Annotated in this window: 16 protein-coding genes; 9 read left to right on the forward strand and 7 right to left on the reverse strand. The window is 63.7% G+C overall.

Annotation, left to right across the window (positions count from 1 at the left end):
- Positions 1-7: 7 nt before the first annotated feature.
- From BMY68_RS28810 to BMY68_RS28820, 3 genes are read right to left on the reverse strand one after another with little or no spacing between them, the layout of a single operon-like run.
- On the reverse strand, positions 8-598 hold the full coding sequence (locus BMY68_RS28810) for an LON peptidase substrate-binding domain-containing protein (RefSeq protein WP_007927116.1): 591 nt from the start codon (positions 596-598) through the stop codon (positions 8-10).
- A gap of 10 nt (positions 599-608) precedes the next feature.
- Positions 609-1,325 carry an LrgB family protein gene (locus BMY68_RS28815; RefSeq protein WP_007927117.1) on the reverse strand — a complete coding sequence of 239 codons (717 nt, stop codon included), beginning with the start codon at positions 1,323-1,325 and terminating at the stop codon, positions 609-611.
- A complete protein-coding gene (locus BMY68_RS28820) occupies positions 1,322-1,684 on the reverse strand; it encodes a CidA/LrgA family protein (protein WP_009045794.1) in 363 nt (120 codons plus the stop codon). Before BMY68_RS28820 ends, BMY68_RS28815 begins: the two co-directional genes overlap by 4 nt.
- A gap of 182 nt (positions 1,685-1,866) precedes the next feature.
- Between BMY68_RS28820 and BMY68_RS28825 the strand changes: the two genes are divergently transcribed.
- From BMY68_RS28825 to BMY68_RS28835, 3 genes are all read left to right on the forward strand, one after another.
- Positions 1,867-2,322 (forward strand): MaoC family dehydratase, encoded by a 456-nt coding sequence (locus BMY68_RS28825; protein WP_009045795.1) that lies wholly within the window; start codon positions 1,867-1,869, stop codon positions 2,320-2,322.
- A 103-nt stretch (positions 2,323-2,425) separates the two neighbouring features.
- Positions 2,426-4,144 carry a C13 family peptidase gene (locus BMY68_RS28830; RefSeq protein ID WP_085534524.1) on the forward strand — a complete coding sequence of 573 codons (1,719 nt, stop codon included), beginning with the start codon at positions 2,426-2,428 and terminating at the stop codon, positions 4,142-4,144.
- Between the two features lie 28 nt (positions 4,145-4,172).
- The gene (locus BMY68_RS28835) at positions 4,173-4,814 is read left to right on the forward strand and encodes an oxidoreductase (RefSeq protein ID WP_085534522.1); all 642 of its coding nucleotides are present in this window, start codon (positions 4,173-4,175) and stop codon (positions 4,812-4,814) included.
- 154 nt (positions 4,815-4,968) lie between these two features.
- Here the strand turns inward: BMY68_RS28835 and BMY68_RS28840 are convergent, their stop codons facing one another.
- From BMY68_RS28840 to BMY68_RS28855, 4 genes are all read right to left on the reverse strand, one after another.
- Complete coding sequence (locus BMY68_RS28840; protein ID WP_085534520.1) at positions 4,969-5,256, reverse strand: YceK/YidQ family lipoprotein; 288 nt, start codon at positions 5,254-5,256, stop codon at positions 4,969-4,971.
- Positions 5,249-5,881 carry a flavin prenyltransferase UbiX gene (gene ubiX, locus BMY68_RS28845; protein WP_007927126.1) on the reverse strand — a complete coding sequence of 211 codons (633 nt, stop codon included), beginning with the start codon at positions 5,879-5,881 and terminating at the stop codon, positions 5,249-5,251. The genes BMY68_RS28840 and ubiX overlap by 8 nt, the downstream gene beginning before the upstream one ends.
- Positions 5,878-7,227, reverse strand: a complete 1,350-nt coding sequence (mpl, locus tag BMY68_RS28850) for a UDP-N-acetylmuramate:L-alanyl-gamma-D-glutamyl-meso-diaminopimelate ligase (RefSeq protein ID WP_007927128.1) — start codon at positions 7,225-7,227, stop codon at positions 5,878-5,880. The genes ubiX and mpl overlap by 4 nt, the downstream gene beginning before the upstream one ends.
- Before the next feature lie 215 nt (positions 7,228-7,442).
- Positions 7,443-9,356, reverse strand: coding sequence for a sigma-54-dependent Fis family transcriptional regulator (locus BMY68_RS28855; protein ID WP_085534518.1), 1,914 nt, complete (start codon positions 9,354-9,356; stop codon positions 7,443-7,445).
- Positions 9,357-9,785: 429 nt separating this feature from the next.
- Between BMY68_RS28855 and BMY68_RS28860 the strand changes: the two genes are divergently transcribed.
- The 6 genes from BMY68_RS28860 (at position 9,786) to BMY68_RS28885 (ending at position 16,680) form a co-directional block, all read left to right on the forward strand.
- Positions 9,786-11,306 (forward strand): acetaldehyde dehydrogenase ExaC, encoded by a 1,521-nt coding sequence (locus BMY68_RS28860; protein WP_009045801.1) that lies wholly within the window; start codon positions 9,786-9,788, stop codon positions 11,304-11,306.
- Between the two features lie 164 nt (positions 11,307-11,470).
- On the forward strand, positions 11,471-12,919 hold the full coding sequence (eat, locus tag BMY68_RS28865; protein ID WP_085534516.1) for an ethanolamine permease: 1,449 nt from the start codon (positions 11,471-11,473) through the stop codon (positions 12,917-12,919).
- 55 nt (positions 12,920-12,974) lie between these two features.
- A complete protein-coding gene (locus BMY68_RS28870; protein WP_085534514.1) occupies positions 12,975-14,369 on the forward strand; it encodes an ethanolamine ammonia-lyase subunit EutB in 1,395 nt (464 codons plus the stop codon).
- 10 nt (positions 14,370-14,379) lie between these two features.
- The gene (gene eutC / locus BMY68_RS28875) at positions 14,380-15,204 is read left to right on the forward strand and encodes an ethanolamine ammonia-lyase subunit EutC (protein WP_085534513.1); all 825 of its coding nucleotides are present in this window, start codon (positions 14,380-14,382) and stop codon (positions 15,202-15,204) included.
- 107 nt (positions 15,205-15,311) lie between these two features.
- Positions 15,312-15,770: a GNAT family N-acetyltransferase gene (locus BMY68_RS28880; RefSeq protein ID WP_009045805.1), complete on the forward strand. Its 459-nt coding sequence runs from the start codon at positions 15,312-15,314 to the stop codon at positions 15,768-15,770.
- 253 nt (positions 15,771-16,023) lie between these two features.
- Positions 16,024-16,680: a DedA family protein gene (locus BMY68_RS28885; RefSeq protein WP_007924093.1), complete on the forward strand. Its 657-nt coding sequence runs from the start codon at positions 16,024-16,026 to the stop codon at positions 16,678-16,680.
- Position 16,681: the final 1 nt, after the last annotated feature.

The raw sequence follows: 16,681 nt of genomic DNA on the forward strand, positions 1-16,681 counted from the left end.
ATCAGGATCAGGCGAACAGTTCGCCCTGCAACTCGTCCAGCAAGGCCTGGATCGCATCCAGGCGTTGTTGCGGATCGTCCAGTTGCAACAGGTCGATCTTGTCCAGCTCGGAGAACGGCAACAGGTAGGCCAGCTGGTTGGCCAGCGACTGCTGGCCGGTGGCTTCGGTGCCCATGTTCAGGGCTTCGACCATCGGGTGTTCGGCCAGCGCCTTGAGCAAGGCGATCAAGTCCCCGTCTTCATCCTGCAGCGGCCGCTCCGGCGCCTCGTCCAGCCACTCGACTTCAGCCACCCGCAACTGATCGCGCTGCACTTCGCTGCTCAGCACCCGAAAACGCCGCCCGCCCTTGACCCGAATCCCCAGCAGACCGTTGTCCTGCTGATGGAAGTCGGTGATCAGCGCTTCACAACCCACCCGCGCAAAACCTTCCGGGGCGATGCCCACCTCTTCGCCTTCGAGGATGCACACCACGCCGAAGCCACTGCCCTGTTTCATGCAGCGACCGATCATGTCCAGGTAGCGCGCCTCGAAAATCTGCAAGTCGAGAATGCAGTCGGGGAACAGCACCGTGTTCAGCGGGAAAAGCGCCAGGCTCATACAGGTTTCCTTAAACCACCAACGACACCGCCAACGGCAGGAAGACCGCCGTGGCCACACCCATCAGACTCATCGCCAGCGCCGCGAAAGCACCGCACTCATCACTTTCCTGCAAGGCCACCGAAGTGCCCACCGCGTGAGCCGTCATGCCCAGCGCCATGCCCCGGGCTTCCGGGCTATGCACCTGCAGGCGGTTGAGGATGGCCGGACCGAAAATCGCCCCGATCACCCCGGTGATCAACACGAATACCGCAGCCAGCGCTGCGACACCGCCAATCTGTTCGGCCACCAGCATGGCGATCGGCGAGGTCACTGATTTCGGCGCCATGGTCATCAGGATCATGTTCTCGGCACCGAACCACCATCCCAGCAGTACGCCCAGGCCGGTGGCGACCACTCCTCCAATCACCAGCGTAGTAAATATCGGCCAGAACAACTGTCGAATCCGCCGCAGGTTGAGGTACAGCGGTACGGCCAGCGCCACCGTGGCCGGCCCCAGGAGAATGCTCAGGATCTCCGTACTCTTGCGGTACTCGGCGTAGCTCAAACCACAACTCAGCAGCACGCCGATCACCAGCAACATGGAGACCAGCACCGGTTGCAGAAAGATCCAACGGGTTTTCTCGAAGGCCGCGAGCACCAGTTGATAGGCGCCCAGGGTAATGCCGATGCCGAACAATGGATGGTGGATCACCGACGCCCAGGCGCCCTGCCAATCGAACATCATTGGCCGCCCTCCCGATGTCCGTGGCGCTTGACCAGCCGCTGCATCAGCACGCCGACGAAGGCCATGGAGATCACCAACGACAACACCAGCGCGCCGACTATCGCCCAGAAGTCCGCGGCGATGTCCGCCGCGTACACCATCACGCCCACGGCGGGCGGCACCAGCAACAGCGGCAGGTAACGCAAGAGACTGGAGGCGGCCAGGTTCAGCGGCTCGCCCACTTCGCCGCGCGCCACCAGGAAGATCAGCAGCAACAGCAGGCCGACAATCGGCCCCGGCAGGATCGGCAGGAACAGATGATTGATCGCCGTGCCGAGCAATTGAAACAGCACCAGCCATGTCAGACCGCGTAACAACATCTCTCATCTCCCCCGAAAAAACGCCGGGCATTATAAGCACGCGAACCCTATGGACCGGCATTCGCCAAAAGCATGGAAGGTTGACCGGAGCAAACCCCCATGATGATCTACAGTGGGTGGTCAGGGGGTACGGCCCCCGCCCCTTTAGAACGATAAAACCGATGAACCCAAGGAGAGTCTCAATGCCGTATGTTCCTGTTGCAGAACTCAAAGATTATGTCGGAAAGGAACTAGGACGTTCCGAATGGCTCACCATCGATCAGCAGCGTATCAACCTGTTCGCCGAAGCCACGGGTGACTTCCAGTTCATCCACGTAGACCCGGTGAAAGCCGCCCAGACGCCGTTCGGTGGCACTATCGCCCACGGTTTCCTGTCGCTGTCGCTGATCCCGAAACTGATGGAAGACATCCTGATCCTGCCCGAGGGTCTGAAGATGGTGGTCAACTACGGCCTGGACAGCGTGCGCTTCATCCAGCCGGTCAAGGTCGATTCCAGGGTCCGCCTCAAGGTCGACCTGGTGGAAGTCACCGAGAAGAAACCCGGCCAATGGCTGCTCAAGGCCACCGCCACACTGGAAATCGAAGGCCAGGAAAAACCAGCCTACATCGCCGAGCCCTTGTCCCTCTGCTTTGTCTGAAACCTTCCTGATGCGAAACAGCTCACGCTGTTTCGCGCAGCCTCTCTATATATAAGCCTCGTTGCTGCGGCATACTCGGTCCCCTAATTATCCGGATCCCGCTATGCACCCACTTGTACCCCTGGCTCTGACCCTGTTGCTCACCGCATGTGGAGACGGCGAATCGCTGCTGCCTCCCGACGCCCGTCTGCCGGACGGTGGCCGCTACCGCGGCGATGTGGTCAACGGGTTGCTGCAGGGCCAGGGGCGCATCGACTACCCCAACGGCAGCTGGTATGCCGGCCAGTTCGACAGCGGCCAATGGCATGGCCAGGGCGAATGGCACGGCAGCGACGGCGAGGTCTACCGCGGTCAATTCCAGCAGGGCCTGTTCCACGGCCAGGGCAGCCTGACCACCAAGGACAGCAGCTATACCGGCGGTTTCAAACTGGGCCGGCGCGACGGTGAAGGCACCCTCAAGGAACGCGGCATGACCTACCGCGGCGAATTCAAGTCCGACCTGTATTCCGGGCTCGGTCGTCTCGAACTGGAAGATGGCAGCCAGTACCAGGGCCAGTTCTCCCGCGGCAAACCCAACGGCGAAGGCCAGCGCAGCGATGCCAGCGGCAACCAGTTCAGCGGCCACTTCGTCGATGGCCAGCTGGAAGGCAACGGCACCTTCAGCAGCGCCGAGGGCGACCTCTACGTCGGCGGCTTCAAACAGAACCAGCTCAGCGGCAAGGGCCGCTACGAAAACGCCGACGGCGATGTCTGGATCGGCCAGTTCAAGGAAGGCGCCCTCAGTGGCAAGGGAGAGCTGATCGGCGTCGACGGCAGCCACTACATCGGCCGTTTCAGCGACTGGCGCTTCAGCGGCCAGGGCCGCCTGAACCTCAGCGACGGCAGCTTCTATATCGGCGGCTTCGAAGGCGACAACTACCAGGGCCACGGTGTGCTGGTGCTGCGCGATGGCACCGTGCAAAGCGGCGACTGGATCAATGGCCTGCGGGTTCGCGATGCCGACGGCCGACTGTTGCCCGACCCACTGGAGACCGGCCTGCTGGCCCAGGGCCGCCTGCTCGACGACGCCCTCAGCGCGGTACCGGCGTCGACCCCCGCCATCGAGCTCTACAGCCTGACGCTGGCCGGCGATGGCAAGCAAAGCGTGTTTCTGCGCGAGGCCGACTATGTCAGCAACATGCTCGCCACCCGCTTCGGTGCCTACGGGCAGATCCGCCTGGTCAACCACCGCGACCGCCTCGACAGCCGGCCCATGGCCACCCGGGAAAACCTGCGGCGCGCGGTCCAGGTCCTGGCCGAACGCAGCGGCCCGGAAGACCTGCTGTTTATCTACCTGACCAGCCACGGCACCAGCGAACACGAACTGGTGCTCGACCAGCCGCGCCTGGAGCTGGCCGACCTGCCGGCCGACGAATTGGCCGCGGTACTGGCGCCACTGAAAAACCGCGACAAGATCATCGTGATCTCGGCCTGTTATTCCGGCGGGTTCATTCCCGCGCTCAAGGATGAGCGGACCCTGATCATGACCGCTTCGCAGGCCGACCGCGTATCGTTCGGCTGCTCGGAAGAAGCCGACTTCACCTACTTCGGCGACGCCCTGTTCGCCCAGGCGCTGAACCAGACCGACGACCTGGAACAGGCCTTCAAGCTGGCCAGGGCGACCGTGGCCGAACGCGAACAGGCGGACAATTTCGAAGCCTCTGAACCGCAGATCTGGGCGCCCAAGGGGGTCTTGGCGCACTGGCAGCATCTGCGCAAGCAACAAGCACGAAAGGCGCTGCAAAGCGCCGCCAACGACAGCAAGGAAGCAAAGAGCAACTAAGCTGAAACAGTATCAAGGGGGAAACATTATGTACTTGACGCCTCAGCATATCTTGCTCGCCGGCGCGACCGGCCTGACTGGCGAGCACTTGCTCGACCGCCTGCTCAACGAACCCACGGTAACCCGCGTACTGGCGCCCAGCCGGCACCCCTTGAGCGAACATCCGCGCCTGGAAAACCCGGTCGGCGACCCGGCGGTACTCCTGCCGCAGCTCAGCGGCCGGGTGGACCTGGCGTTCTGCTGCCTGGGCACCACGATCAAGAAAGCCGGCTCCGAACAGGCGTTCCGCGCCGTCGACCTGGACCTGGTGGTGGCCTTCGGCAAACGCGCGCGGGAAATGGGTGCGCGGCACCTGGTGGTGATCAGCGCCCTGGGCGCGGACGCGAAATCCTCGATTTTCTATAACCGGGTCAAAGGCGAAATGGAACAGGCGCTGAAGGCCCAGGACTGGCCGCAACTGACTATTTGCCGGCCGTCGCTGCTGCTTGGCGAACGCATCGAACCGCGTCTCGCCGAACAGCTGGCCGGCCCGCTGTCCAAGCTGATTCCCGGCAAATACCACGGCATCGAAGCCTGCCATCTGGCCCGGGCCATGTGGCGCCTGGCGCTGGAAGAGCAGGATGGCGTGCGGATCGTCGAGTCCGACGAGTTGCGCAAGCTGGGCAAATAAACGCCATGGATCGCGCCTGTAGCCGCTGCCGCAGGCTGTGATCGACTGCGCAGCAGGCGCAATCCTGACGACGCGATTTGCCGCACCACCGCGCCGCCCGCCTCTACGGCCGCTACGCGACCGATCGCAGCCTTCGGCAGCGGCTACAAGGTCGTTACAACCCGCCTGTAGCCTGGAAACCAACCCCCAATACCGTCAGCACCGACAGCGGCAACAGCAGCGTGTCGAGCAAGGCGCTGGCCGGCAGATCGACCCCCAGATAGCTCGGCGCTTCGGCACCGAAGCGATCCATCGGGCAACAGCCGCCCTGCATCACATACAGATCCAGACGCGTCCCGGAATACACCACCGGAGCTCCCGGCTTGGCCGCGTTCAGCGTGCGTGCCGTGGCGCAGCCGCCCAGTTGCAGGGCGACCAGCAGGACCAGCAGCGACTTACTCATCGCTGCTCAGATGATGCTCGCCCCAACGCGGCAGCATGTCCTGCGGGATATTCAACAGGTTGAGAATCCGCGCCACGACAAAGTCCACCAGGTCGTCGATGGTCTGCGGCTGGTGATAGAAACCCGGAGACGCCGGCAGAATGGTCACACCCATGTTCGACAGCTTGAGCATGTTCTCCAGGTGGATGCTCGAGTAAGGCGCCTCGCGCGGTACCAGGATCAGCTGGCGGCGTTCCTTCAGGGTGACGTCCGCCGCCCGCTCGATCAGGTTGTTGCAGGCGCCCGTGGCGATGGCCGACAAGGTACCGGTGGAACAAGGCACCACCACCATCGCCGCCGGCGAACCGGAGCCCGAGGCCACCGGCGACATCCAGTCTTCCTTGCCATACACGCGGATCTGCCCGGCTGCCGCACCAGTGTACTCGGTGAGGAAGGCCTGCATGGTCTGCGGCTTGGACGGCAGGGTCACATCGGTCTCGGTCGCCATCACCAACTGCGCGGCCTTGGAGATCAGGAAGTGCACTTCACGATCTTCGCGCACCAGGCAATCGAGCAGGCGCAGGCCGTACTGGGCGCCCGAGGCGCCGGTCATCGCCAGGGTGATGCGTTCCGGGCCGTTGTTCATCGCAGTGCCTCGGCCAGCTTGCCGTGCAGGCCGCCGAAGCCGCCGTTGCTCATGATCACCACGTGGGTGCCCGGCTTGGCCTGGCTCTTCACCCGCTCGATGATGCCTTCCAGGGAGTCGCTGACAATCGACGGCACGCTGCACAGCGCAGCGGTGGCGCCCAGGTCCCAGCCGAGGTTGGCCGGCGCGTACCAGACCACCTGATCGGCCTGGTTGACGCTTTCCGGCAGCCCGTCACGGTGGGCGCCGAGCTTCATGGAGTTGGAGCGCGGCTCGATGATCGCGATCAATGGCGCATCGCCGATGCGCTTGCGCAGGCCATCCAGGGTGGTGGCGATGGCGGTCGGGTGGTGAGCGAAGTCGTCGTAGATGGTGATGCCATGGACTTCAGCCACCTTCTCCATCCGCCGCTTGACGCTCTTGAACGCGCTCAGCGCAGCGATGCCCATGGACGGCACCACGCCGACATGGCGCGCCGCGGCCAGGGTGGCCAGGGCGTTGGCGACGTTGTGCTGGCCGGTCAGGTCCCACTCGACCACGCCTTGGGCCTCGCCTTCGAACATTACTTCGAACTTCGAGCCGTCTTCGCTGAGCAGCTTGACCTGCCATTGGCCGCCCGCGCCGGTGGTTTGCACCGGGGTCCAGCAGCCCATGTCGATCACCCGTTGCAGGGCCGGCTCGGTGGTCGGGTGGATGACCAGGCCTTCGCTCGGGATGGTCCGCACCAAGTGGTGGAACTGCCGCTCGATCGCCGGCAGATCGGGGAAGATGTCCGCGTGATCGAACTCGAGATTGTTCAGGATCGCCGTGCGCGGACGGTAGTGCACGAACTTCGAGCGCTTGTCGAAGAAGGCGCTGTCGTATTCATCGGCTTCGATTACGAAGAACGGTGTGCCGCCCAGGCGGGCCGACACCGAGAAGTTCTGCGGCACGCCACCGATCAGGAAGCCCGGACTCATGCCCGCATGCTCCAGCACCCAGGCCAGCATGCTGCTGGTGGTGGTCTTGCCGTGCGTGCCGGCCACCGCCAGCACCCAACGGCCTTGCAGCACATGGTCGGCCAGCCATTGCGGGCCGGAAACATAGGGCAGGCCCTTGTTCAGCACATATTCCACCGCCGGGTTGCCGCGGGACATGGCATTGCCGATCACCACCAGGTCCGGCGCCGGGTCAAGCTGGGCCGGGTCGTAGCCCTGGGTCAACTCGATGCCCTGGGCTTCGAGCTGGGTGCTCATGGGCGGGTAGACGTTGGCATCGGAGCCGGTGACATGATGGCCCAGTTCTTTGGCCAGAACCGCCATCGAGCCCATGAAGGTGCCGCAAATACCGAGAATATGAATGTGCATAGAAGGCCTCGTAAAACATCGAGGCAGGTTAGCGTAGAGGGCTGCAAATCGCACTCTTTAGCTGATGGGGAACAGGCTGTTGTCGCTGTCGGAGGCTGTGACGAGTTCTGTGGGGCTTTTGCCGGGGAATCGCTCGAACGCGGCTGGAGCCTTGGGCCGCGGTTACCGACGTATCGGCGGCTGCGCCGCGATGAACGCTGACGCGGTCTCATGTCCTAGCGCGCGATTCCATGCTTGCGCAGCTTTCTATAGAGGGTGTTACGGCTCACCCCCAGCTGCTCGGCGGTGTGGGTCATATGCCAGCGCTGTTGTTCCAGGGCATTGAGCAAGGCCAGGCGTTCGGCATCGTCCAACGGGTATCCGCCCGCCTCCTCGGCAGCTGCCGGCATTGGCGCCGGGCGGCCCTGGCGAATCATCGCCGGCACATCCTCCAGGCCGATGCGTCCGTCGTCGCAGAGCGCCGCCAGGGTGCGCAATACGTTGCGCAGTTGCCGCACGTTGCCTGGCCAGTGGAAGTCCAGCAGGGCCTGGCGCGCCGGGCCGTCGAGCGAGACCTGCTGATCGCCGGCTTCCTGCGCCAGGAGAAAATCCAGCAACTGGGATTTGTCACTGCGCTCGCGCAGCGCCGGCAAGCTGATTTCCAGGCCATTGAGCCGGTAATACAAATCCTCGCGGAAACTGCCATCCCGTACCCGCTCCAGCAGGTCCCGGTGAGTGGCGCTGATGATGCGCACGTTGACCGCCTGCGGCTCGCCGCCGATAGGCACCACCATGCGGTCCTCCAGCACCCGCAACAGGCGGGTCTGCAAGGCCAGCGGCATATCGCCGATTTCATCGAGGAACAGCGTGCCGCCATCGGCCTGCTGCAACTTGCCGCGCATGCCTTCCTTGCGCGCCCCGGTGAAGGTGCCGCCGCGATAACCGAACAGCTCGCTTTCGATCAGGCTTTCGGGAATTGCCGCGCAGTTCAAGGCAACGAAGGCTTTCTCCGCCCGCTGGCTGGCATGGTGCACCGCCTTGGCGAACGCCTCCTTGCCGGAGCCGGTTTCGCCGTTGATCAGCAACGGCACATCGCGCTCGAACACCCGCAAGGATTTGCGGAAGTCGTCTTGCAGGGCCGCATCGCCCAGGCAGATCTCGGGCAGACGCGGACGCTCCAGCACCGCCCTCGGCGGCAGCGGTTTCGGTACGCTGCGCGGCTGGCCACGCAACACCGCGAACAGGTGCCGCCCATCACGGGTGCGCAGCGGCCAGCTGGCGCTGGCATTGACACTGGCGCGACCCAGCAACTCGTCCAGCGAGCAGTCGAAAAAGGCTTCCACCGGTTTGCCCAGCAAGCCACCGCGAACATGCCCCAGCAGGTTCAAGGCGCTCTGGTTCACCGCGCTGATCCGCCCTTCTCCGTCGAATGCCAGCAAGCCTTCGCTGAACAAGCCGACGGACTCGGCCTGCAGGTGAAAACGCAGCAACCATTGATTGTCGAAATAGCGCAGGAAATAGCAGCTCTCGATCATCTTCGCCGAGAGATTGACCAAGGCCATGGTGTGGAACTGGCTCTGGCGCGACACATCCGGGCGCGCCGAGGAAACGTCGAGCACCGCCAGCAGTTCACCGTGAGGGTCGAACACCGGGCTGGCCGAGCAAGTCAGGCCGGTATGACGGCCACGGAAATGTTCGTCCTGGTGGATGGTCAGGGACTGGCGCTCCACCAGGCAGGTGCCGATGCCGTTGGTGCCCTCGCAGGCCTCGCTCCAGTCGGCGCCGAGCCAGAGCCCGGCGCGTTCGAAAATCTTGCGCTCGGCGGGCGCGGTGACGCAGTTGAGGATCACCCCCCGGGCGTCGGTCAACAGCACCGCATGGCCGGCGCCGGACAGCTGCTGGTGCAGGCTGGTCATCTCGTTGCCGGCGATCTGCAGCACCTGCTGCAGGCGTTCGCGGCTTTCCAGCAGGCGGCCGTGCTCGAGCACGGTGGGCGCCATGCTCAGGGCCGGGTCGAGGTGATAGTCCTCCAGGCAACGCAGCCAGGAGCGGGCGATGGAAGGATCGCTGCCGGGCCCCTGCAGATGGGCCTTGCCTTGGGTCACGGTCAGCACTTGCTGGGCGTGCCGGGTGAGGTGATTGCTGTGCATTTCTTATTGTTCTCCTGCTGCGCTGACTGCTCAGAAGGCACCCACCTGTAGCCGCTGCCGCAGGCTGCGCCAAGCCCCGCAGGGGCTTCCGCGATCTGAAGAGCAGCGCCCGCTTCGCGGTCGTTCGCAGCCTGCGGCAGCGGCTACAGAAGAGTTCTTCAGATCCTCGCGGCCCACCAGCATCCTCCAGCCATGGACGCATTGCAATGCTGCCTCGACCAATGAGTCACGAGCTGTGCCACAAGCGGTACAAAGTGTCACCCGACCTGTGCCACAACTGCCACATACGCCCGGCACGCAGCCGCTGAAACATTCGCAAACCCTTGATTTTCCTAGCCTGCAACGCAGTGGCCCGGGCTTTGCTCTACGCTTTTACAAGCGCAACAGCGCGTCCTCCCCTATAAGCACAAAAGCCAGGAGATACCCACCATGCGTTATGCACACCCCGGTACTGAAGGCGCTATCGTTTCGTTCAAGAGCAAATACGGTAACTACATCGGCGGCGAATTCGTCGCGCCTGTCAAAGGTCAGTACTTCACCAATACCTCGCCGGTAAACGGCCAACCGATCGCCGAGTTCCCGCGCTCCACCGCCGAAGACATCGAGAAAGCCCTGGACGCCGCCCATGCCGCCGCCGATGCCTGGGGTGCCACCTCGGCACAGGCCCGCTCGCTGATCCTGCTGAAAATCGCCGACCGTATCGAACAGAACCTCGAACTGCTGGCCATCACCGAAACCTGGGACAACGGCAAGGCCGTGCGGGAAACCCTCAACGCCGACATCCCCCTGGCCGCCGACCACTTCCGCTACTTCGCTGGCTGCCTGCGGGCCCAGGAAGGCAGCGCCGCGGAAATCGACGGCAACACCGTGGCCTATCACATTCACGAACCACTGGGCGTGGTCGGGCAGATCATCCCGTGGAACTTCCCGCTGTTGATGGCCGCCTGGAAGCTCGCCCCGGCCCTGGCCGCCGGTAACTGTGTGGTACTCAAGCCGGCCGAGCAGACCCCGCTGGGCATCTGCGTGCTGATGGAGCTGATCGGCGACCTGCTGCCGCCGGGCGTGCTCAACGTGGTGCAAGGCTTCGGCAAAGAAGCCGGCGAAGCCCTGGCCACCAGCAAGCGCATCGCCAAGATCGCCTTCACCGGTTCGACGCCGGTGGGCTCGCACATCATGAAATGCGCCGCCGAGAACATCATCCCGTCCACCGTGGAACTGGGCGGCAAGTCGCCGAACATCTTCTTCGCCGACATCATGCAGGCCGAACCGAGCTTCATCGAAAAGGCCGCCGAAGGCCTGGTGCTGGCGTTCTTCAACCAGGGCGAAGTCTGCACCTGCCCGTCGCGCGCCCTGGTGGAAGAGTCGATCTACGACGAGTTCATGCAAGTGGTGATGAAAAAGGTCGAGCAGATCAAGCGCGGCGACCCGCTGGACACCGACACCATGGTCGGCGCCCAGGCGTCCGAGCAGCAGTTCGACAAGATCCTCTCGTACCTGGAAATCGCCAAGGGCGAAGGCGCGCAGCTGCTGACCGGCGGCAAGGTGGAAAAACTCGAGGGCAACCTGGCCAGCGGTTATTACATCCAGCCGACCCTGCTCAAGGGCCACAACAAGATGCGTGTGTTCCAGGAAGAAATCTTCGGCCCGGTGGTGAGCATCACCACCTTCAAGGACGAAGCCGAAGCCCTGGCGATTGCCAACGACACCGAGTTCGGCCTTGGCGCCGGCCTCTGGACCCGCGACATCAACCGCGCCTACCGCATGGGCCGGGCGATCAAGGCCGGTCGTGTGTGGACCAACTGCTACCACCTGTACCCCGCCCACGCGGCGTTCGGCGGTTACAAGAAGTCCGGCGTCGGCCGTGAAACCCACAAGATGATGCTCGACCACTACCAGCAGACCAAAAACCTGCTGGTGAGCTACGACATCAACCCGCTGGGCTTCTTCTAAAGCCAGTAAAGCCAGGGACAAGGGTGAAGCCGCCAACGCGGCTTCACCCTTGGGGGCCGCTCGCGCAAGCTCGCGATGACGACCTCAAGGCAGAACACTCCATCGCCTTGCAACACCGATCCGGTCTGCCGACCGGGCACAACAATAAGAACAGGTGAACCCTTATGCCTAGCGAACATACCGGCGTGCAGCCGGCTGGCTCTTCCGTCGACTTTGAAAAAGTCGGCTCCGACTATTTCCAACAACGCGAACTGAAAAAAGGCGCGGCAGGCTGGGTCCTGCTGGTGGGCCTGGGCGTGGCCTACGTCATCTCCGGCGACTACGCCGGCTGGAACTTCGGCCTGGCCCAGGGCGGCTGGGGCGGCATGTTCCTCGCCACCCTGCTGATGGCCACCATGTACCTGTGCATGTGCTTTTCCCTGGCCGAACTGTCCTCGATGATCCCCACCGCCGGCGGCGGCTACGGTTTTGCCCGCAGTGCCTTCGGCCCCTGGGGCGGCTTTCTCACCGGCACCGCGATCCTTATCGAATACGCCATCGCCCCGGCGGCGATCGCGGTGTTTATCGGCGCCTATTGCCAGTCGCTGTTCGGCATCGGCGGCTGGATGATCTACCTGGCGTTCTACATCGTGTTCATCGCCATCCACATCTTCGGGGTCGGCGAGGCGCTGAAGCTGATGTTCATCATCACCGCCGTGGCCGCCATCGCCCTGGGCGTATTTCTGGTGGCGATGGTGCCGCACTTCTCGGTGGCCAACCTGCTGGACATCCCGGTCACCGAGGCCGTGGGCGCCAGCAGCTTCCTGCCGTTCGGTTATGTCGGTGTGTGGGCGGCGATTCCCTACGCCATCTGGTTCTTCCTGGCGGTCGAAGGCGTCCCGCTGGCCGCGGAAGAAACCAAGAACCCCAAGCGCGACCTGCCGCGCGGCCTGATCGGCGCCATGCTGGTGCTGCTGAGCTTCGCCCTGCTGATCCTGGTGATCGGCCCAGGCGGCGCGGGGGCCAACGCCCTGCTGACCTCCGGCAACCCGCTGGTGGAAGCCCTGGCCAAGGCCTACGGCGGTTCGACCTGGATGGGCAGCTTCGTCAACCTGGTGGGCCTGGCCGGCCTGATCGCCAGCTTCTTCTCGATCATCTACGCCTACTCGCGGCAGATTTTCGCCCTGTCCCGCGCGGGTTACCTGCCGCGCAAGCTGTCGGAAACCAACAAGAGCAAGGCGCCAGTCCTGGCGCTGGTGATCCCCGGCATCATCGGTTTCGGCCTGTCGCTGACCGGCCAGGGCGACCTGCTGATCCTGGTGGCGGTGTTCGGCGCGACCATCTCCTACGTGCTGATGATGGCCGCGCACATCACCCTGCGCATCCGCCGCCCCAAAATGGATCGTCCGTACCGCACCCCGGGCGGCATCTTCACCTCCGGCGTGGCCCTGGTACTGGCCTGCATCGCCGTGGTCGCGGGCTTCCTGGTGGATCCGCGGGTGGTCATTGGCGCCGCGATCATCTATGGAGTATTAATTGCTTACTTTGCTTTCTACAGTCGGCATCACTTGGTAGCAGGCACGCCCGAAGAAGAATTCGCGGCCATTCAGAAAGCTGAAGAAGCCTTGCACTAACCGCCGAAAACCTCGACGCAGGGGCCACGTCCCTGCGTCGTCACGGAGAACCTGTATGGCAAGTTTCGCCCACACAATCGGCGCCCAGACTTACCGCTTCGACAGCCTCAAGGAGGTCATGGCCAAGGCCAGCCCGGCGCGCTCCGGGGACTTCCTGGCCGGCGTCGCCGCCCTCAACGACGGCGAGCGGGTCGCCGCGCAAATGACCCTGGCGGACATTCCGCTCAAGCACTTCCTCGAAGAGGCGCTGATCCCCTACGAAACCGATGAAGTCACCCGGTTGATCATCGACACCCACGACAAGGCCGCCTTCGCCACCGTCAGCCACCTCACGGTCGGCGGCTTTCGCGACTGGCTGCTCAGCGACGCCGCCGACGAACAGAGCCTGCGCGCCCTGGCGCCCGGGCTGACCCCGGAAATGGCCGCCGCCGTGTCGAAGATCATGCGTGTCCAGGACCTGGTGCTGGTGGCGCAGAAGATCCGCGTGGTCACCCGGTTCCGCGGCACCCTGGGCCTGCGTGGGCGGCTGTCGACCCGCCTGCAGCCCAACCACCCGACCGACGAACCGGCGGGCATCGCCGCGAGCATTCTCGACGGCCTGCTCTACGGCAACGGCGACGCCATGATCGGCATCAACCCGGCCACCGACAGCATCGCCTCGATCTGCGCCCTGCTGGAAATGCTCGACGCCATCATCCAGCGTTATGAAATTCCCACCCAGGCCTGCGTGCTGACCCATGTCACCACCTCCATCGAGGCGATCAACCGTGGCGTGCCGCTGGACCTGGTGTTCCAGTCGATCGCCGGCACCGAGGCGGCCAACGCCAGTTTCGGCATCAACCTCAATGTATTGCAGGAAGGCTACGAGGCCGGCCTGAGCCTCAAGCGCGGCACCCTGGGGCAGAACCTGATGTATTTCGAGACCGGCCAGGGCAGCGCGCTGTCGGCCAACGCCCACTTCGGCGTCGACCAGCAGACCTGCGAAACCCGCGCCTATGCCGTGGCCCGGCACTTCAAGCCGTTCCTGGTGAACACCGTGGTCGGTTTCATCGGCCCGGAGTACCTGTACAACGGCAAGCAGATCATCCGCGCCGGCCTGGAAGACCACTTCTGCGGCAAGCTGCTGGGCGTGCCCATGGGTTGCGACATCTGCTACACCAACCACGCCGAAGCCGACCAGGACGACATGGACACCCTGCTGACCCTGCTGGGCGTGGCCGGGATCAACTTCATCATGGGCATCCCCGGCTCCGACGACATCATGCTCAACTACCAGACCACCTCCTTTCACGACGCGCTCTACGCCCGCCAGACCCTGGGCCTGAAACCGGCGCCAGAGTTCGAGCAGTGGCTGGCGAAAACCGGCATCTTCACCCAGCCCGACGGCAAGGTGCAGTTCGGCCACAACCTGCCGCCGGCCTTCCGCCAGGCGCTGGCACAGCTTCAGTAAGGACAGGCCCATGGACAAACATCCGACCGACAGCCAGAACCCCTGGCTGGATCTGCGCCGCCTGACCCCGGCGCGTATCGCCCTGGGCCGCACCGGCACCAGCCTGCCCACCGGCGCCCAGCTGGACTTCCAGTTCGCCCACGCCCAGGCCCGCGATGCGGTGCACCTGCCCTTCGACCATGCCGGGCTGAGCAGCCAACTGGCCGAACGCGGCCGCGACAGCCTGCTGCTGCACAGCGCCGCCAGCGATCGCCACAGCTACCTGCAACGCCCGGACCTGGGGCGCAAGCTCAGCGACGAGTCGGCCCAGGCCCTGCGCGATCACGCATCCGCCAATCCGGGCGGGGTGGATCTGGCGGTGGTGGTAGCGGACGGCTTGTCGGCGCTGGCGGTGCATCGGCATACCCTGCCGTTTCTCGCCCGTTTTGAAGAACAGACCGCAGCCGAAGGCTGGTCGCTGTCGCCGGTCATCCTCGTGGAACAAGGCCGGGTGGCGGTGGCCGACGAAATCGGCGAGCTGCTCGGGGCAAAAATGACCGTGATCCTGATCGGCGAACGCCCGGGCCTCAGCTCACCGGACAGCCTGGGGCTGTATTTCACCTACAACCCGAAGGTCGGGCTCACCGATGCCTATCGCAACTGCATTTCCAACGTGCGCCTGGAGGGCCTGAGCTACGGCATGGCGGCCCACCGCTTGCTGTACCTGATGCGCGAGGCCTGCAGGCGGCAGCTCTCGGGGGTCAACCTGAAAGACGAGGCCCAGGTGAACACCCTGGACAGCGAGGCGCCCGACACCACCAAGGGCAATTTCCTGCTGGGGCCTGCAAAGCCATGACTTTTCGAGACGATTGCGCTTTTTCCAGGCTTTAGGCAGCATCGAAACACGGCTGCCCGAGTAATGAACCGTTTGCCGTCGTATCCATTCGAAGTTGAGGACAACTCATGCGGATTACTCAAGCAACCCTCGAACACCTGGATCTGTTGACCCCCCTGTTCGTCAAATACCGCGAGTTCTATGGTGCCCTGCCTTTTCCGGACTCGTCCCGGGCCTTCCTGGAAAAGCGCCTGCGCCGCAAGGAGTCGGTGATCTACCTGGCCCTGCCCGACGATGACGACAAGAAACTCCTCGGTTTCTGTCAGCTCTACCCCAGCTTTTCCTCCCTGTCCCTGAAGCGCGTGTGGATCCTCAACGACATCTACGTCGCCGAAGATGCCCGTCGCCAACTGGTGGCCGACAACCTGATCCGCACCGCGAAGAAAATGGCCAAGGACACCCAGGCCGTGCGCATGCGTGTCTCCACCAGCAGTGACAACGAAGTGGCACAGAAAACCTATGAATCCATCGGTTTTCGCGAAGATACCCAGTTCAAGAACTACATATTGCCGATCAGCGACGACTAAGCCCCCTCTGCAACCGCCCGATCACAACCTTCGACAGTGCCTGGGAAGACGCTGCCGAAGGCCACGATCTTTCGCCTCTGGCCAGCCAGCGCCGTCAATACATTCCTCGCTACAAACTCAACGCCCATTTCACCTATCAGGTCTTATAATGCCGACCTTTTCGGGGCGTAAGATGAATCTGCGCCAGCTGTAAGTTTTTTGCCCCAGTCATCGCACAGGCCCGCAGAATCGGGCCGTCACCACAGGTGCCCCAATGGATTTCAACCCGATCGACCTCATCCTCCATCTCGACGTTTACCTCGACATGTTGGTGACCAACTACGGGCCATGGATCTACGCCATCCTGTTCCTGGTGATTTTCTGCGAGACCGGCCTGGTGGTGACGCCGTTCCTGCCTGGCGACTCCCTGCTGTTCATCGCCGGCGCGGTCGCCGCCGGTGGCGCCATGGACCCGGTACTGCTCGGCGGCTTGCTGATGCTGGCGGCGATCCTCGGCGACAGCACCAACTACATCATCGGGCGAACGGTGGGCGAACGACTGTTCAGCAACCCGAACTCGAAGATCTTCCGCCGCGACTACCTGCAAAAGACTCACGATTTCTATGACCGTCACGGCGGTAAAACCGTGACCCTGGCGCGTTTCCTGCCGATCATCCGTACCTTCGCTCCCTTCGTCGCCGGCGTGGCCAAGATGCCGTACCCGCGCTTCTTCGCCTTCAGCGTGGCCGGCACCATCCTGTGGGTCGGCGGCCTGGTGACCCTGGGCTACTTCTTCGGCAACGTGCCGTTCATCAAGAAAAACCTGTCGCTGCTGGTGGTGGGCATCATCCTGCTGTCGCTGGTGCCGATGATCATCGGCGTGGTGCGCAGCCGCCTGGGCCGCTCGGCGGCAAAGGCTGAAAGCCACTGAT

The sequence above is a fragment of the Pseudomonas sp. NFACC41-3 genome (assembly GCF_900109505.1).
In the GTDB taxonomy this organism is placed as follows: domain Bacteria; phylum Pseudomonadota; class Gammaproteobacteria; order Pseudomonadales; family Pseudomonadaceae; genus Aquipseudomonas; species Aquipseudomonas chlororaphis.

Excerpts from the sequence above, each read along its gene's own strand:
- BMY68_RS28870 (WP_085534514.1), top strand. The coding sequence starts at position 12,975 with ATGGCAAGTTTCGCCCACACAATCGGCGCCCAGACTTACCGCTTCGAC.
- mpl (WP_007927128.1), bottom strand. The coding sequence starts at position 7,227 with ATGCACATTCATATTCTCGGTATTTGCGGCACCTTCATGGGCTCGATG.
- BMY68_RS28815 (WP_007927117.1), bottom strand. The coding sequence starts at position 1,325 with ATGATGTTCGATTGGCAGGGCGCCTGGGCGTCGGTGATCCACCATCCA.
- ubiX (WP_007927126.1), bottom strand. The coding sequence starts at position 5,881 with ATGAACAACGGCCCGGAACGCATCACCCTGGCGATGACCGGCGCCTCG.
- BMY68_RS28885 (WP_007924093.1), top strand. The coding sequence starts at position 16,024 with ATGGATTTCAACCCGATCGACCTCATCCTCCATCTCGACGTTTACCTC.
- eutC (WP_085534513.1), top strand. The coding sequence starts at position 14,380 with ATGGACAAACATCCGACCGACAGCCAGAACCCCTGGCTGGATCTGCGC.
- BMY68_RS28830 (WP_085534524.1), top strand. The coding sequence starts at position 2,426 with ATGCACCCACTTGTACCCCTGGCTCTGACCCTGTTGCTCACCGCATGT.
- BMY68_RS28820 (WP_009045794.1), bottom strand. The coding sequence starts at position 1,684 with ATGTTGTTACGCGGTCTGACATGGCTGGTGCTGTTTCAATTGCTCGGC.
- BMY68_RS28810 (WP_007927116.1), bottom strand. The coding sequence starts at position 598 with ATGAGCCTGGCGCTTTTCCCGCTGAACACGGTGCTGTTCCCCGACTGC.
- BMY68_RS28855 (WP_085534518.1), bottom strand. The coding sequence starts at position 9,356 with ATGCACAGCAATCACCTCACCCGGCACGCCCAGCAAGTGCTGACCGTG.
- eat (WP_085534516.1), top strand. The coding sequence starts at position 11,471 with ATGCCTAGCGAACATACCGGCGTGCAGCCGGCTGGCTCTTCCGTCGAC.
- BMY68_RS28825 (WP_009045795.1), top strand. The coding sequence starts at position 1,867 with ATGCCGTATGTTCCTGTTGCAGAACTCAAAGATTATGTCGGAAAGGAA.
- BMY68_RS28880 (WP_009045805.1), top strand. The coding sequence starts at position 15,312 with ATGCGGATTACTCAAGCAACCCTCGAACACCTGGATCTGTTGACCCCC.
- BMY68_RS28860 (WP_009045801.1), top strand. The coding sequence starts at position 9,786 with ATGCGTTATGCACACCCCGGTACTGAAGGCGCTATCGTTTCGTTCAAG.
- BMY68_RS28835 (WP_085534522.1), top strand. The coding sequence starts at position 4,173 with ATGTACTTGACGCCTCAGCATATCTTGCTCGCCGGCGCGACCGGCCTG.
- BMY68_RS28840 (WP_085534520.1), bottom strand. The coding sequence starts at position 5,256 with ATGAGTAAGTCGCTGCTGGTCCTGCTGGTCGCCCTGCAACTGGGCGGC.